The sequence below is a fragment of the Bacillus sp. VA13 genome, from assembly GCF_055710085.1.
Genome location: NZ_JBVQPP010000001.1, coordinates 226,892 through 241,635, shown reverse-complemented (window position 1 = coordinate 241,635; position 14,744 = coordinate 226,892). Strand labels below are relative to the sequence as shown.

At 43.5% G+C, this 14,744-nt stretch carries 14 protein-coding genes; all 14 read right to left on the bottom strand.

All coding sequences use genetic code 11. The features are described from left to right. Complete coding sequence (gene miaB / locus AC0C66_RS01215; protein ID WP_079287760.1) at positions 1-1,530, bottom strand: tRNA (N6-isopentenyl adenosine(37)-C2)-methylthiotransferase MiaB; 1,530 nt, start codon at positions 1,528-1,530, stop codon at positions 1-3. Positions 1,531-1,674: 144 nt separating this feature from the next. After that, complete coding sequence (locus AC0C66_RS01210) at positions 1,675-2,853, bottom strand: glycine C-acetyltransferase (protein ID WP_014113842.1); 1,179 nt, start codon at positions 2,851-2,853, stop codon at positions 1,675-1,677. 11 nt (positions 2,854-2,864) lie between these two features. Beyond that, positions 2,865-3,908 carry an L-threonine 3-dehydrogenase gene (gene tdh / locus AC0C66_RS01205; RefSeq protein ID WP_072182673.1) on the bottom strand — a complete coding sequence of 348 codons (1,044 nt, stop codon included), beginning with the start codon at positions 3,906-3,908 and terminating at the stop codon, positions 2,865-2,867. A 264-nt stretch (positions 3,909-4,172) separates the two neighbouring features. After that, positions 4,173-4,433, bottom strand: a complete 261-nt coding sequence (gene spoVS, locus AC0C66_RS01200) for a stage V sporulation protein SpoVS (RefSeq protein WP_003154135.1) — start codon at positions 4,431-4,433, stop codon at positions 4,173-4,175. A 198-nt stretch (positions 4,434-4,631) separates the two neighbouring features. Then, positions 4,632-5,426, bottom strand: a complete 795-nt coding sequence (gene ymdB, locus AC0C66_RS01195; protein ID WP_003221012.1) for a 2',3'-cyclic-nucleotide 2'-phosphodiesterase — start codon at positions 5,424-5,426, stop codon at positions 4,632-4,634. Between the two features lie 69 nt (positions 5,427-5,495). Further along, positions 5,496-7,058, bottom strand: a complete 1,563-nt coding sequence (rny, locus tag AC0C66_RS01190; protein ID WP_003221010.1) for a ribonuclease Y — start codon at positions 7,056-7,058, stop codon at positions 5,496-5,498. Between the two features lie 275 nt (positions 7,059-7,333). Beyond that, positions 7,334-8,509 (bottom strand): serine hydrolase domain-containing protein, encoded by a 1,176-nt coding sequence (locus AC0C66_RS01185; protein ID WP_072182674.1) that lies wholly within the window; start codon positions 8,507-8,509, stop codon positions 7,334-7,336. 168 nt (positions 8,510-8,677) lie between these two features. Then, a complete protein-coding gene (gene recA, locus AC0C66_RS01180) occupies positions 8,678-9,724 on the bottom strand; it encodes a recombinase RecA (RefSeq protein WP_014113838.1) in 1,047 nt (348 codons plus the stop codon). A gap of 172 nt (positions 9,725-9,896) precedes the next feature. After that, a complete protein-coding gene (locus tag AC0C66_RS01175) occupies positions 9,897-11,147 on the bottom strand; it encodes a competence/damage-inducible protein A (protein ID WP_079287757.1) in 1,251 nt (416 codons plus the stop codon). Positions 11,148-11,164: 17 nt separating this feature from the next. Next, the gene (gene pgsA, locus AC0C66_RS01170; RefSeq protein WP_014113836.1) at positions 11,165-11,746 is read right to left on the bottom strand and encodes a CDP-diacylglycerol--glycerol-3-phosphate 3-phosphatidyltransferase; all 582 of its coding nucleotides are present in this window, start codon (positions 11,744-11,746) and stop codon (positions 11,165-11,167) included. Between the two features lie 49 nt (positions 11,747-11,795). After that, positions 11,796-12,710, bottom strand: coding sequence for a cell shape determination protein RodZ (rodZ, locus tag AC0C66_RS01165; RefSeq protein WP_072182676.1), 915 nt, complete (start codon positions 12,708-12,710; stop codon positions 11,796-11,798). Positions 12,711-12,728: 18 nt separating this feature from the next. Next, a complete protein-coding gene (locus tag AC0C66_RS01160; RefSeq protein WP_003220998.1) occupies positions 12,729-13,520 on the bottom strand; it encodes a DUF3388 domain-containing protein in 792 nt (263 codons plus the stop codon). Positions 13,521-13,649: 129 nt separating this feature from the next. Next, on the bottom strand, positions 13,650-13,907 hold the full coding sequence (locus AC0C66_RS01155) for a DUF3243 domain-containing protein (RefSeq protein ID WP_003220996.1): 258 nt from the start codon (positions 13,905-13,907) through the stop codon (positions 13,650-13,652). Between the two features lie 80 nt (positions 13,908-13,987). Continuing rightward, positions 13,988-14,716: an elongation factor P 5-aminopentanone reductase gene (gene ymfI, locus AC0C66_RS01150; RefSeq protein ID WP_061187488.1), complete on the bottom strand. Its 729-nt coding sequence runs from the start codon at positions 14,714-14,716 to the stop codon at positions 13,988-13,990. Positions 14,717-14,744: the final 28 nt, after the last annotated feature.

Here is a 14,744-nt window from a genome sequence, read left to right as displayed (position 1 = left end):
TTATTTCACCTCGATTGCTTCTCCTACCATTTCTCCGTCAAGCGACCATGTTTTCGCTTGCTGGATTTTCACGCGGACGATTTTGCCGATGGCTTCCTTCGGCCCTTTGAAATTGACAAGCTTGCTTTTTTCAGTGTAGCCGGCAAGAATATCAGGATTATTTTTGCTTTCACCTTCAACTAATACTTCGACAACCTTGCCTTCGTATTCCTTCATTTTTTTAGCAGAAATTTCATTCACCAGTGCGTTCAGACGCTGCAGACGTTCTTTTTTCACGCGCATCGGTACATTATCCTTCATTTTGGCAGCCGGAGTGCCCTCACGCGGAGAGTAAATGAACGTATAGGCGCTGTCAAACTCTACTTCACGGTATAGAGAAAGCGTTTCTTCAAACTGTTCGTCCGTTTCGTTCGGGAATCCGACGATAATGTCCGTTGTCAAAGATGCGTTCGGCATTGCTGCCTTAATTTTTCCCACGAGCTCCATGTAACGCTCTCTGTCATATTTGCGGGCCATCAGCTTCAGAACCTCTGAGCTTCCTGATTGAACCGGAAGATGAATGTGATCAAGCAGGTTTCCGCCTTTTGCCAGCACTTCAATGAGACGGTCGTCAAAGTCACGCGGATGACTCGTTGTAAAACGGATTCTCGGGATATCGATTTTTCTCAACTCATCCATCAAATCACCGAGGCCGTACGTCATATCTTCAAAGTCTTTTCCGTACGCGTTTACGTTTTGACCTAATAGTGTAATTTCCTTGTAGCCTTCACTTGCGAGCCTTCTCACTTCCTGAATGATCTCTTCAGGGCGGCGGCTTCTTTCTTTTCCGCGTGTGTAAGGCACAATGCAATACGTACAGAATTTGTCACAGCCGTACATGATATTGACCCAGCCCTTAATTTTTCCGTTCCGGACTTTCGGAAGGTTTTCAATAACGTCCCCTTCCTTGGACCAAACTTCTATGACCATTTCTTTTGAAAGGTATGCTTCTGACAAAAGCTCTGGCAGGCGATGGATGTTATGCGTTCCGAAAATCATATCGACAAACGGATGCTTTTTCAAAATCCGGTTCACGACTGATTCCTCTTGGGACATACAGCCACACACGCCTAAAATCAGATCGGGATTGTTTTTTTTCAGCGCTTTTAAGTGCCCCAGCTCACCAAACACCTTGTTCTCGGCATTTTCACGGATCGCACATGTGTTTAACAAAATGACATTGGCATCATCAACAGAGTTTGTCGCTTCGTAACCGAGCGCCATAAAGATCCCTGCCATAACCTCTGTATCGTGTTCATTCATTTGGCAGCCGTACGTACGGATATAGAACTTTCTTCCGTCTCCCAATCCTTTAAATTGTTCAGAAATTTTAAAGTCATTATGATAAGTAACGGCTTCCTTGCCTCGTTTTTTCGCATCTTTTAAGGAAGGCGGAATATAAACAGCTTCAAAGTACTTGCTGTAATCCTTCTCGGATTTTTTGTCCGATGGATTAACTTGTCCGCTCTCTAATTTTTGCTTTTCATTCATGTCATGATTTCTCCTTTCAAACCAAACTTCCACCCTTCAGTATAAAGGTTATTGAAGCTCTGCACAACTGGCAACCTATCATTGTACACTCATTGAGAATAATAATCAATAAGGAATCAAAAGAGGAAGAGTATACTCTTCCTCTTACAATAGCTGGAGCTCCTTAGCCGTCTTTTCGATGACGGCAAGCGCCTCATCCAGTTCTTCTTTAGTGTGCTCAGCGGTAATAATCGTGCGAATTCTGGCTTTTCCCTTTGCTACAGTCGGGAAAACGATGCTTTGGGCAAAAACGCCGCGAGAAAGGAGCTGATCAGAAAATTGCTTTGCCACTCCTTCGTCACCTATTAAAATAGGAAGAATTGGCGTCTCACTCTGCGTGAGCGTCAGACCCATTTTCACCAGCATGGATTTAAAATAGGCCGTATTCTCCCACAAGCGCTCCATATGCTCCGGCTCTTCCAGCAAGACATCAATCGCTTCCATACAAGCTGCAGTGACAGCCGGCGGATGGGATGTGCTGAATAAAAACGGACGGCCTTTATGGCGCAAATAATCGATCAGCACCTTTGAACCTGCGGCGTAGCCGCCGAGCACTCCGATTGCCTTGCTTAACGTTCCGACCTGAATATGGACTCTGCCGTCCAGACCGAAGTGATTCACCGTTCCCCTGCCGTTTTCACCCAGCACTCCCGATGCATGGGCGTCATCTACCATTACAAATGCGTCATATTTCTCAGCGAGTTCTACAATATCAGGCAAAGGAGCTATGTTGCCATCCATGGAAAATACGCCGTCTGTCACAATCAGACGCATCCGATAATTCATTGACTTTCTCAGCACCCTCTCTAAATCACTCATATCGACGTGCTGATACACCTTTTTATCCGCCTTTGTCAGTCGGATTCCATCAATAATAGAGGCATGGTTCAATTCATCTGAGATGACAATATCCTCTTTTGAAAGAATACTTGAAAGTACGCCTTGGTTTGTTGTGAAGCCTGATTGGAAAACAAGTGCCGCCTCCGTTTTTTTAAAGGCTGCCAGCTTTTTCTCAAGCTCTTGATGCATTGTAAATGTACCGGCAATCGTTCTCACTGATCCGGTGCCTGCCCCAAATTGCTGAACGGCCTCCTGCGCGGCTTTGATGAGTCTTGGGTGTGAAGTAAAACCGAGGTAATTATTAGAAGAAAGCTGAATGACGTTTTTGTGATTCACTGTGACAGCTGGGCCCTGCATTGATTCAAGCTGTTTGATCTCTTGCCATGTATGGTTTTCTTTCATTTTATCAAGCTCTGTTTTTAAAAACTCAAATTCCTTCATCATGTTTATCCCCCTTATGGAAGTAATATCACTTTTCCGCACTGGCCGCTTCTCATCAGTTCAAATCCTTTCTCAAACTCCTCTAACGGAAACTGATGGGTAATAACAGGTGAAAGATCGAGCACGTTTGAGCTGAGCAATTGAGACACCTGCCGCCATGTCGAAAACATTTTTCTTCCTGTGATTCCTTGAATCGTAAGTCCTTTAAATACTACTTTATTCGTTAAATCAATTGTCACCGGATGTTCCGGCAAGCTGAGAATATGAAATCTTCCGCCATTCGCAGCCATCGCAAGACCTTGGGCAATCGCTGAGGGATGACCCGACATCTCACAAACGAGATCCACTCCTTCCCCATTCGTTAAAGCGCTTACAATTTTGAGCGGATCTTCTTTTTCAATAGAAACAGTACGTGTAGCTCCCATTTGTTTGGCAAGCGCCAACCTGTATTCATTTTTATCAATCGCTATCACTTGAGAAGCACCTGCTGCTTTTGCAACCGCAACAGCCATAAGACCAATCGGTCCGCATCCGATGACTGCAGTTGTTCCTCCTGCGGGCTGGCTCTCGAGTACTGTGTGAACCGCATTTCCTAAAGGTTCTTGAATGGAAGCAATCGCCGGGTCCATATCGGCGGGATTCTTCCAAACGTTATCAGCGGGGACTTTCACATACTCCGCAAAACAGCCTGCCGTGTCCACCCCAATAATAGCTGTATTGGTGCAAACATGAGATTTTCCGGTTACGCAAGGGACACATTCACCGCAGACAATATGCGTTTCAGCAGACACATACTCCCCTACTTTTACATTGCCGGCATTCTCTCCTACAGCTTCAACAATGCCGCTGAACTCATGGCCGAAAACATAGGGAGTTTTGATTCTCTGGCGTGCCCATTGATCCCAATTATAAATGTGCACATCCGTGCCGCATATGGAAGCAGCTTTCACTTTTATGAGGACTTCATGTTTATCGATCTCAGGAATGGGAACTTCAGTCAGTACAGCACCGAACGACCCCTCCTTTTTCATTAGAGCTTTCATCTTTCCACTCCGCATGTACAATCCCCCTTGAAAAATTCTTATTACATTCGGATTGTACCATGATATGGAATAAGCGTAAACAGCACTGTCTTTCTGAGAAAGACAAAAGTATCTGTCTTGAAAAATGGGCGGAATTTTTTTCTGAAACGTTCTAAAACATTTCTGACTTGTGTATATCCGTCATTTATATGCTGAAAATACTATTGGAAGAAAATATCACAACAAATGAAAAACAACCTGTTTGCTCACGCAAACAGGTTGAGAATGCTTTATTTGTTTTTAGCGAGGCTCCACGATTAATTTAATCGCCGTTCTTTCTTCCCCATCGATCTGAATATCAGTAAAAGCCGGAATACAAATCAAATCAACGCCGCTTGGCGCCACAAATCCCCTGGCAATCGCCACAGCTTTTACAGCCTGGTTTAATGCACCCGCTCCAATCGCTTGAATCTCGGCGGCCCCTCGCTCTCTTAACACACCTGCAAGTGCACCTGCCACTGAATTTGGACTCGATTTTGCTGAAACTTTTAAGATTTCCATTTCTGCTCCCCCTTAGTTTTACAATGGATAAGTGAGTGTTCATTAGAACAATCATTATTAGATGTTGCTATCCAAAAAGCCATCCCCACAATGCTTTTCAAAAATAGCGGGCTACCTTCCATTTTTACTATATTCACTAAGAAGTTGCTATATTCCTGCTTTTCTTTTTAATATTTTTATAAAATAACCCTATGCTAATTATTCAAAGAACATGTGATCATCATTGATCAGAATACGTTCAATTTTGACAGCCTTTTTCGTTTGATCGTCGATGTCAATGACAACTCCGCTCAGCGTTGTTTTTCCTTCAGCGACAGTAAAGCGGACTGGAAGGTTCGTTTTGAATCGCTTAATAATCGTCTCTCTGTCCATCCCCAGTATACCGTCATATGGGCCAGTCATTCCTACATCAGTAATATATGCCGTCCCCTTCGGCAAAATGCGGTTATCCGCTGTTTGCACGTGTGTATGAGTTCCGACGACAGCTGATGCCCGACCGTCTGTGTACCAGCCGAGTGCAAGCTTTTCACTTGTCGCTTCGGCATGGAAGTCGATAAAAATGTACGGTGTTCTTTTCGAAGCTTCGGCAATCAATTCATCCGCTTTTAAAAACGGATCATCAAGCGGCGGTAAAAACGTACGTCCTTGCAAATTAATGACGGCAAGCTCTTTGCCGTTTGCTTTCACATATGTGATCCCTTTTCCCGGTGTTCCTTCAGGAAAGTTTGCCGGGCGAACCAAGTTCGGAACGTCATCTATAAAATCGAAAATTTCTTTTTTATCCCATGTGTGGTTCCCCATCGTGATTGCATCTGCGCCGGACTGGATTAAGCTGTGATAAATTTTTTCCGTCAGGCCTTTTCCATGTGCGGCGTTTTCACCATTAATAATGGTAAAGTGAGGCTTATATTTTGTTTTTAGCTTTGGTACATATTCTTTTACCATGTCACGGCCCGGTGAACCGACAACATCTCCGATAAATAAAATTCTCATTTTGTAAATCCTTTCTTCTTAAAAATTCCTTGACCATCAAAAAAATAAAGTGATGCTTAGCGCATCACTTTATTTTGCATACTCTACGGCTCGAGTTTCTCTGATTACTGTCACTTTAATATGACCTGGATAATCGAGCTCGTCCTCAATTCGCTTACGGATATCTCGCGCCAGTCGATGAGCTTCAAGATCATTAATTGAATCCGGCTTCACCATAATACGCACTTCGCGTCCAGCCTGAATGGCAAATGATTTTTCAACACCTTCGTAGGACTCAGAAATTTCTTCGAGCTTTTCAAGTCTTCGAATATAATTCTCGAGCGTCTCACTTCGCGCGCCAGGTCTTGCAGCGGAAAGCGCATCTGCTGCAGCTACCAGCACAGCGATAATGGAAGTCGGCTCCTCATCCCCGTGGTGTGATGCAATACTGTTAATCACGACTGGGTGCTCTTTATATTTGGTCGCAAGCTCTACCCCGATTTCAACGTGGCTTCCTTCTACTTCATGGTCAATTGCTTTCCCGATGTCGTGAAGAAGGCCCGCACGTTTAGCAAGCTTTGCGTCTTCTCCAAGCTCCGATGCCATTAGACCGGCCAAGAATGCGACTTCCATGGAATGCTTAAGCACATTTTGACCGTAGCTTGTACGGAACTTTAAGCGGCCGAGGATCTTGATGAGATCTGGGTGGAGGCCGTGAACGCCAACCTCAAATGTCGTTTGCTCACCCATCTCACGAATATAGTCATCGACCTCGCGGCGAGATTTTTCAACCATTTCTTCAATCCGTGCCGGATGAATACGGCCATCCTGAACGAGTTTATCAAGAGCAATCCTTGCTGTCTCACGTCTGATCGGATCAAATCCGGAAAGAATGACAGCTTCAGGCGTATCATCAATAATCAGGTCGATACCTGTCAGCGTTTCAAGCGTACGAATGTTACGCCCTTCCCGTCCGATGATACGTCCTTTCATCTCATCATTTGGAAGATTGACAACTGATACCGTTGTTTCGGCAACGTGGTCCGCTGCGCAGCGCTGTAAGGCGAGTGAAAGAATGTTTTTCGCTTTCTTATCCGCCTCTTCTTTCGCGCGGTTTTCAGTTTCTTTTGTCATGATGGCGATGTCATGTGAAAGCTCGTTTTCAACCCGCTCAAGAATGATTTGTTTTGCTTCATCACGAGTCAGACTCGAAATTCGTTCCAACTCTGACTGCTGCATACGAATCATCTCATCCACTTTGCTTTCCATCTCTTCAATATGTTGTTGTCGTTCATTCAGAGAATGATCTTTCTTCTCCAACATCGCTTCCCGTTTATCAATTCCCTCATGTTTGCGATCAAGGTTTTCCTCCTTTTGGAGTAAACGGTTTTCTTGTTTTTGAAGCTCATTTCGTCTTTCACGAACTTCCTGTTCAGCATCTATTCGAAGTTTGTGGATTTCATCCTTTGCTTCAAGCAGAGCTTCTTTTTTCAGTGCTTCAGCATCACGCTTTGCATCTTCAAGAATTTGCTCGGCTGCACCGCGTGCGCCCGCAATTTTCGCTTCGGCAATGGTTTTACGAACAAAGTAGCCAACAACTAAACCGAGTAGAATCAGCAAAATGGAGATGAGAACCATCATAATTGGGGTCATACTTTCACCTCCTCTTGCTATGAACTTGGTTGTTGCTTAAATAAGTGTCGGCATGTACATTGTCTAGTTTTCTCAACATACAGAACCTTCACAGGGAATGAGTATTTTCATCGCCCTTGTCAAGTTTAAAATGGTTTAACAATCATGTTAAAAAAACAAATGTTACAACTTCATTGTAAATGTGTCGGAAATACTTGTCAAGCTTGCCATCTTAACGTTTGCCGACTGCCGTCTTTTAACGTGCCGAATGCAATCCTTCCAAAGAAGATCATAAATCATTCTTGATTCAGAAGCTGGTATATTTTATTGTTCACTTGGCCTAATTTAGCGTTATTTTGAATGTTTGACAACAAAACAACAATGGTTTGCCCAGATTTGCTAAAGCTGTTCAAGATGTTGAAGCCCGGCATGACACCATGGTTTGAATAGCTTCCGGGAGCGACATAAAATCCCATACCATATGTAGAGCTGCTCCCTGGCGTAAACATCTTTTCGTAGCTTTTTGGCGAATACAGTTTGCCATCTATCAGCGCTTGGTCAAATTTGTACATATCTATAGCACTCATATAAATATCACCGGCTCCATACAACTGAGATAGATCAGGCATATACGGTGTAACCATTCTGCTGCCCTTCAGCTTATACCCGACAGCAGGATAAGGTTCTTTATTATATGTTTTATAAAAGCCTGCATGCGTCATTCCCGTCGGTTTAAAAATATGATTCGTTATGTATTGTTCATAAGACTCACCGCTTACCTCAGCAATAATATAAGCGAGAACAGAATAATTGGAATCCTTATAGTCCCATACGCCCGGCTGACGTTTGATTCCTTGACGTTCTATGTCTTTTATTAAATCGTCCGGAGTGATTGCGCCATTGCCTTCAATATGTCCATTTATTCCCGATGTATGTGTAAGCAGGTTCTTCAAAGTAATTGTTTGTCCATTGGGAAAATGAGGTAAATACGTGCTTACAGGATCACTTGTTTGAAGTTTCCCTTTTTCCTCAAGCTGCAAAATAGCGGTTGCAATCAACGCTTTTTGTGACGAACCGACATAAAAAGATGTCAATGGATTATTTTGAATGTGATGTTTACGGTCTGCATAACCAAAACCTTTACTTGTTACGATTTCTCCATTTCTGACAATCATGGCTGTTCCGCTGAAACCGATCTCTTTTAAATAATTGCTGATTTTTTGATTACGGTCGACTATTTTGATTTGTTCGTCTGTTTTTTTGGTGGTTTTCTTTTTGACTTCTTTTTTCTGGCTGGTATCTGAAACTGCTGCAGTTTCTTGTGATGGCTCGTTCTCTTCACTATTTCGTTGAAGCGCATTCCAAATCGTGAAGCAAATCATCACTGCTAAAAGACCAAGCAAAAGTTTGCCTCTTTTATTTAGTTTTCTCCGTCTGCGTTTCGCAGTTCTTCTGCGGGTTGGGCTTGTCATTCATTTTTTCCTCCCGAAATAAATTCCATTTTGCACACGTTTTGTTAGACGAATAAAGCACTAAAAAAGTTGTCAAAAAAAGCAATATATTTATCATTTTTTTGTAAAAATACAAAAAGGCTGAGTTTTTCACTCAGCCTTTTGTATCATTTCAAACTTATTTTATTTTTATTCTTCAAATTCGAGTTCTTCTTGTGCCTCTCCAGCTTGCTGCTGCACTGCTCCGTGATTATCCAAGCCGTAATGTTCGCGAATTTGCTCCTGAATCATCAGCATGATATCTTTATTTTCTTTCAAGAATTGTTTTGCATTTTCACGGCCTTGGCCAAGACGCTCCTCTTCATAGGAATACCATGAACCGCTTTTTTGCACGATATCAAGTTCAGTTCCAAGATCAATGATTTCGCCTTCTTTTGAGATGCCTTCTCCGTACATAATGTCAACCTCGGCTGTACGGAACGGCGGAGCTACCTTGTTTTTCACGACTTTGATTTTCGTTTTGTTCCCCATTACGTCGTTTCCTTGTTTCAGCTGTTCAGCACGGCGCACTTCAAGACGCACGGAAGAGTAGAATTTCAGCGCACGGCCGCCAGGAGTTGTTTCCGGGTTTCCAAACATAACGCCGACTTTTTCACGAATTTGGTTAATGAAAATCGCAATTGTCTTCGATTTGTTAATGGCCCCTGAAAGCTTACGAAGCGCTTGAGACATTAAGCGTGCTTGTAAACCGACATGCGAATCTCCCATGTCGCCTTCAATTTCCGCTTTCGGCACGAGAGCTGCTACAGAATCGACAACAACAATGTCAACTGCACCGCTTCGAACCAGCGCTTCCGCAATTTCAAGCGCCTGCTCGCCTGTATCAGGCTGAGACAGTAAAAGCTCTTCGATATTGACTCCGAGCTTTTGCGCGTATACCGGATCTAGCGCATGCTCCGCATCGATAAACGCGGCTTGTCCGCCCTGCTGCTGAACCTCAGCAATCGCATGAAGCGCCACAGTTGTTTTACCTGAGCTTTCAGGACCATATACTTCAATAATCCGCCCGCGCGGATATCCACCAATTCCTAATGCCGTATCAAGAGCGAGGGAGCCGCTTGGGACAGTAGAAATTCTTGTATCTGTCTTTTCTCCCAGTTTCATAATGGAACCTTTGCCGAACTGTTTTTCTATTTGTTTAAGAGCCATATCTAAGGCTGCCTGACGATCACTCATTCTATTTTTTCCTCCTTTATGTTACCACTACATATACTATACCCTGTTTGAAGGGATTTGCCAAGAAAAAAGCGAACGCATATTCGGATTTTTTCTTGGCGTGATTTCTATCAAAATATCATAATGTATCAGAGAAATCATGTTTTTTTAGGAGGATAATGTGCTGAAAATATTATTTTTGCTCTAAAAGCTTCAAGATTAAATGGCAGCCGTATTTGGCACCGCGTTTTCTGATTCCCGTTCTGGAGCCCGCAAAGTGAAACTCGTGAACCTCTTCTTTTCCATTAGCTGAAATACCGATAAACACATGTCCAGGCTCATGCCCTTCTTGAGTATCAGGTCCTGCTACACCGGTAAAGCTGATGCCGATGTCGCTACCAGTGAGCTTTTGAACACCCTTTGCCAGCTCTGATGCGCACTCCTTGCTGACCGCGCCAAATTGATCTAATGTTTCCTTCTTGACGCCAAGCACATTCTGTTTCATGTCGTTTGTATAGCAAACGACGCCGCCGGCAAATCGTTTTGAAGCACCGCTAAGATCCGTCAGCCATTCAGAAAACAGCCCGCCGGTAAAACTTTCCGCCGCGGAAATCGTAATGCTTTTTTCCTTACATGCTTTAGAAAGCTCTTTTACAAGGGAAGTATCATCGTAACCATAGAAAAATTCACCGACACGTTCTAAAATAACAGCCTCTGTTTCTTTTAACAGACGCTCTGTTTCCTTTTCGTCAGCATGCTTGGCTGTCAGACGCAGCGTCACCTCTCCATCTGCCGCCAAAGGAGCGATTGTCGGGTTGGTTTGTGCATCAATAATATCTTCCAAATCGGCTTCAAGCTGAGATTCACCAATACCGAAAAAGCGAAGAACGGTTGACACAATTTTTTCATTTGAACCCATCTTTTTCAGCAGAAGAGGCTTTGCCTCGTTTTCAAACATGGGACGCAATTCGCTTGGCGGTCCAGGAAGAAGCATATAAAAGCGCGATTCATGTTCTGTGAGCATTCCCGGTGCCATTCCAAAGTGATTTGCCAGTACGTCAGATCCTTCGATTACAAGCGCCTGTTTTCGATTATTAGGTGACATCGTCCGTTTTGTTCGTTTGAAATAGTCCTCAATGGATTGGAACGCCTCATCATTTAACACAAGCGGACGTCCCAGCGCATTTGCAATCGTTTCTTTCGTCAGATCATCTTTTGTCGGTCCGAGACCTCCTGAAAAAATAATGAAGTCAGAGCGTTCTTCAGCAATGCGGATGACCTGCTTCAGCCGCTCCGGGTTATCTCCGACTGCTGTATGATAAAATACGTTCACTCCGATTTCAGCGAGCTGTTTGCTGATAAATTGAGCATTTGTATTGGCGATCTGGCCAAGCAATAGCTCTGAACCGACTGCAATAATTTCTGCTTTTTTTGGAAATTCCATGACGAAGTCCTTCTTTCTTAGTTAGATGTTTTTAACGCTTCCCAGTTTTTAGCGAAATATTCCCAGCCTGAGACGACAGTAAAGAAGACGGCTACCCACAGCGCTAAGTCAGCGAACGGGAATGACACAAGTTCAAACGGAAGATTATGAAGAAGCAATGCGGAAACCGCAATGATTTGTGCCCAGGTTTTAATTTTACCAAGCATGTTAGCAGCTACGACTTCTCCTGTTCCGGCTAAGACAAGCCTTAAACCTGTCACGGCAAACTCTCGGCTGATAATCACAATGACCATCCAGGCTGGAGCAAGATCAAATTGAACAAGGATAATTAACGCTGCGGATACAAGCAGTTTGTCCGCAAGCGGATCTAGAAATTTTCCGAAGTTTGTAACGAGATTCAGTTTTCGGGCATAATATCCGTCTATCCAGTCTGTTGTGGATGCAATAATAAATAGAATAGCCCCCGCCAAGTGTGCGACCGGAATCGATTCGTCTCCAAATTCGAGCCTGCCCCAGTCAAACGGTGCCAGCATGATAATCATGAAGATTGGGATTAATGCGATTCTAGCAAGTGTGATTTTATTTGGTAAGTTAAACATAAAGCCCCTCCAATTTCATACTCGGACGTGAAGAAAAGTCATCTGGTAATTAAGATGACTTTTCTTCCTTTTTATTTACAATCTTTATGGTTTGTGCCATCACTTTTTTCGGGTCAAGTTCATATGAAAGAACCTCACCGTTGATTTTTATTTTCAGATTAGGTGCATATCCGGTGCGGATTTCAACTTGTTTCTGATCAGTTATGTCTTTTTTATAGGTTTCGCCTTTTTTCAGCGTTCCCTCTTTTAACGAGCTGCTGTTTTCATCGCGTACTCGAATCCAAGAACTGTCTGATGCCTTCAGTTCGAGCTCGATTTTATCAGCGCCGGACACTTCATAAGTTGTTAATGATCCTTCAGTGCCAGTTGCTTTAATCTCCAGTTTATCACTGTCGCTTTCTTCTTTTTTATCTTCTTTTTCTTTCGTTTCTTTTTTAGTGTCTGTCTCTTTTTCAGAGCTGTTGCTTTGATTCTCTTTTAGTGATGAATCTTTTGGGATTTCGTACTTGCTTTCACTTTGCGTAATTGATTTTTCAGATGCGGCATTGTTATCATCGCTGTTTTTATGATTCGCAAACTGAATGATCGCGTACACAATCGCAATCACGACAATCACGCCAAGAATGACAAGTATCGTTGGCAGCAGCTCCAGCGCCTTAGATGCTGGCTTTGGCATTTCCTTTTGAAGATTCATGCCGGAGATCTTTTCAGACACATCGTCATGATACGTATTTGGGATATCTTTTTTATGCTCCTCAAACAGCTGATCCGCATCAAGCCCGACAGCTTCCGCATATTGCTTGATGAATGCCCGAACATAAAACTTCCCCGGAATAATGTCATAGTTTCCTTCCTCCAAGGCGGTTAAGTACCTTTTTTGAATCTTTGTTGCCGCTTGGAGATCATCCAATGACATTGCTTTTTCCTCTCTGGCTTCTTTGAGCCGGATTCCTAGTTCAGTCACAACAAACACCTTCCAATTTTAAAAATCAAAGCTTGAAAACCCGGATTGGTCAAACATTTGGGGTTCTTCGGCATGTTCATATGTAATAACCTCATCAGGGTCATTTCTAAGTTCAATAATATAATCAAAGTCATCTAGTGTATACTCTGTATTTTGAACGAATATGTCCGGATGCTCCACCACTTTTGTTGCAGGCAGCCTCATGATTTCTCTGACCAGCTGGAGGTGGCGTTCTGATCCTCTTCGTGTTGACACAATTCCGTCCACGATAAAGACATTTTCAGTGCTGTATTCATCGGCAATCAGCTGGCTTCTTATCGTCTGCTTCAGCAAGGTTGATGACACAAACAGCCACCTTTTGCTTGCACACACGCTGGAGGCCACAATCGATTCCGTTTTTCCGACACGCGGCATCCCCCTGATCCCGATTAATTTATGGCCTTCTTTTTTGAACAGTTCGGCCATAAAATCGACTAATAAGCCTAGCTCGTCCCGTTCAAAGCGGAACGTTTTCTTGTCATCGGCATCCCTTTGAATGTAACGGCCGTGACGTACGGCAAGACGGTCGCGAAGCCTCGGTTCTCTCAGCTTCGTTACTTTAATTGTTTCCATCGTTTTTAAGATTGATTCTAATCGTTTAATTTGATCTATATGGCGGCACCTGAGGAGCATTCCCCTTCTGGAAAGATCGACGCCGTTTATCGTTACGATGTTAATAGAAAGCATCCCAAGAAGAGATGAAATATCCCCGAGCAGTCCGGGGCGGTTCACTTGAATTTCATATTCAAAATACCATTCGAGCTTTGCCAAATGATATACCCCCTTCATTGTGGCAAAATTTTACCTTCCTTTATCATAAAGCATTTTTCTCTAATTAGAAAGAAGAATGTTGCTGTGATGAGGAAAACATAAAAAAGAGAGGAAAAATCCCCTCTCTTCTTAGTGAGTGCTGTTATTTTCAACAAGCTTAACCATCATATTGGCAATTGCGTGCTGTTCATCTTTTGATGCTACGCTCCAAAGATCTGCCAGCACTTTTTCCTGCTCGTTCTTAGATTCCACTTCATTAGCCAAGTAACTGCCGATTTCTGTCGCAAGATCTGTAATAGTATCCTGGCTCATACCTTTATCTTGCGCATAGTTCAGACGGTCGCCAAGGAAGTTTTTCCAGTTATCCCAGTTTTCTAATACTGACATGCTCGTTTCCTCCATTTCATGTGAAGTTACAAGATTATTGTGTCCTTCGCAAAAGAAACTATACACCGAATATTTTCGAATCAGCAGTGCCAGCCGCCATTCACCGACAGAATTTGGCCGGTAATATATGACGCTTTTTCAGACAGGAGAAATGCTGTTGCATCGGCAATTTCTTGCGGCCGGGCAAGCCGGCCAATTGGGATCTCATCAGCAATCTCTTCTTTTTCAGACAGGGTAAATTGATTCATCATATTTGTATCAACCGCGCCCGGCGCTACGGCGTTTACTCTTATTCCGCTTGGCGCCAGCTCCTTAGCCAGTCCTTTTACAAACGAGTGCTGAGCTCCCTTTGCCATGCTGTACAGCACTTCACAAGATGCTCCAGTCTCGCCCCAAATAGAGCTGACAGCCACAATCGCTCCTGATTTATTCCGGATCATGCCTGGAAGAAGGTTTCTCGTCAACATATACGGACTCGCCACATGGAGCTGAACCATTTCCTGAACTGTTGCATTATCCACATCCGTAATCAGTCCAAAATGGCTTCTTCCGCTATTTAAAACAATCGCATCAACCGGCTGAACAATTGAACTTGTCAGCTTATCTGCTCCTTCTGGCGCGGACAGATCGGCTTGCAAAGTTTCAGCATGCACGCCAAACGTCTCTCTTAGTTTTTCAGCAAGCTCCGCTGCCGCGTTTTGATTTGTATTATAATGCAGAAGAAGATTGTATCCCTCTGCCGCAAGGGTTTCACTTATGCTTTTGCCGATGCCGCCGCTTGCTCCGGTGATTAGTGCTGTTTTGTTCATCCTCTTTCCTTCTTTCCGCAGAAAAACA

Bases quoted from the DNA above. Each gene is read 5' to 3' on its own strand.
- miaB (WP_079287760.1), bottom strand. From the start codon at position 1,530: ATGAATGAAAAGCAAAAATTAGAGAGCGGACAAGTTAATCCATCGGAC.
- AC0C66_RS01210 (WP_014113842.1), bottom strand. From the start codon at position 2,853: ATGATGAAGGAATTTGAGTTTTTAAAAACAGAGCTTGATAAAATGAAA.
- tdh (WP_072182673.1), bottom strand. From the start codon at position 3,908: ATGCGGAGTGGAAAGATGAAAGCTCTAATGAAAAAGGAGGGGTCGTTC.
- spoVS (WP_003154135.1), bottom strand. From the start codon at position 4,433: ATGGAAATCTTAAAAGTTTCAGCAAAATCGAGTCCAAATTCAGTGGCA.
- ymdB (WP_003221012.1), bottom strand. From the start codon at position 5,426: ATGAGAATTTTATTTATCGGAGATGTTGTCGGTTCACCGGGCCGTGAC.
- rny (WP_003221010.1), bottom strand. From the start codon at position 7,058: ATGACCCCAATTATGATGGTTCTCATCTCCATTTTGCTGATTCTACTC.
- AC0C66_RS01185 (WP_072182674.1), bottom strand. From the start codon at position 8,509: ATGACAAGCCCAACCCGCAGAAGAACTGCGAAACGCAGACGGAGAAAA.
- recA (WP_014113838.1), bottom strand. From the start codon at position 9,724: ATGAGTGATCGTCAGGCAGCCTTAGATATGGCTCTTAAACAAATAGAA.
- AC0C66_RS01175 (WP_079287757.1), bottom strand. From the start codon at position 11,147: ATGGAATTTCCAAAAAAAGCAGAAATTATTGCAGTCGGTTCAGAGCTA.
- pgsA (WP_014113836.1), bottom strand. From the start codon at position 11,746: ATGTTTAACTTACCAAATAAAATCACACTTGCTAGAATCGCATTAATC.
- AC0C66_RS01155 (WP_003220996.1), bottom strand. From the start codon at position 13,907: ATGTCAGTATTAGAAAACTGGGATAACTGGAAAAACTTCCTTGGCGAC.
- ymfI (WP_061187488.1), bottom strand. From the start codon at position 14,716: ATGAACAAAACAGCACTAATCACCGGAGCAAGCGGCGGCATCGGCAAA.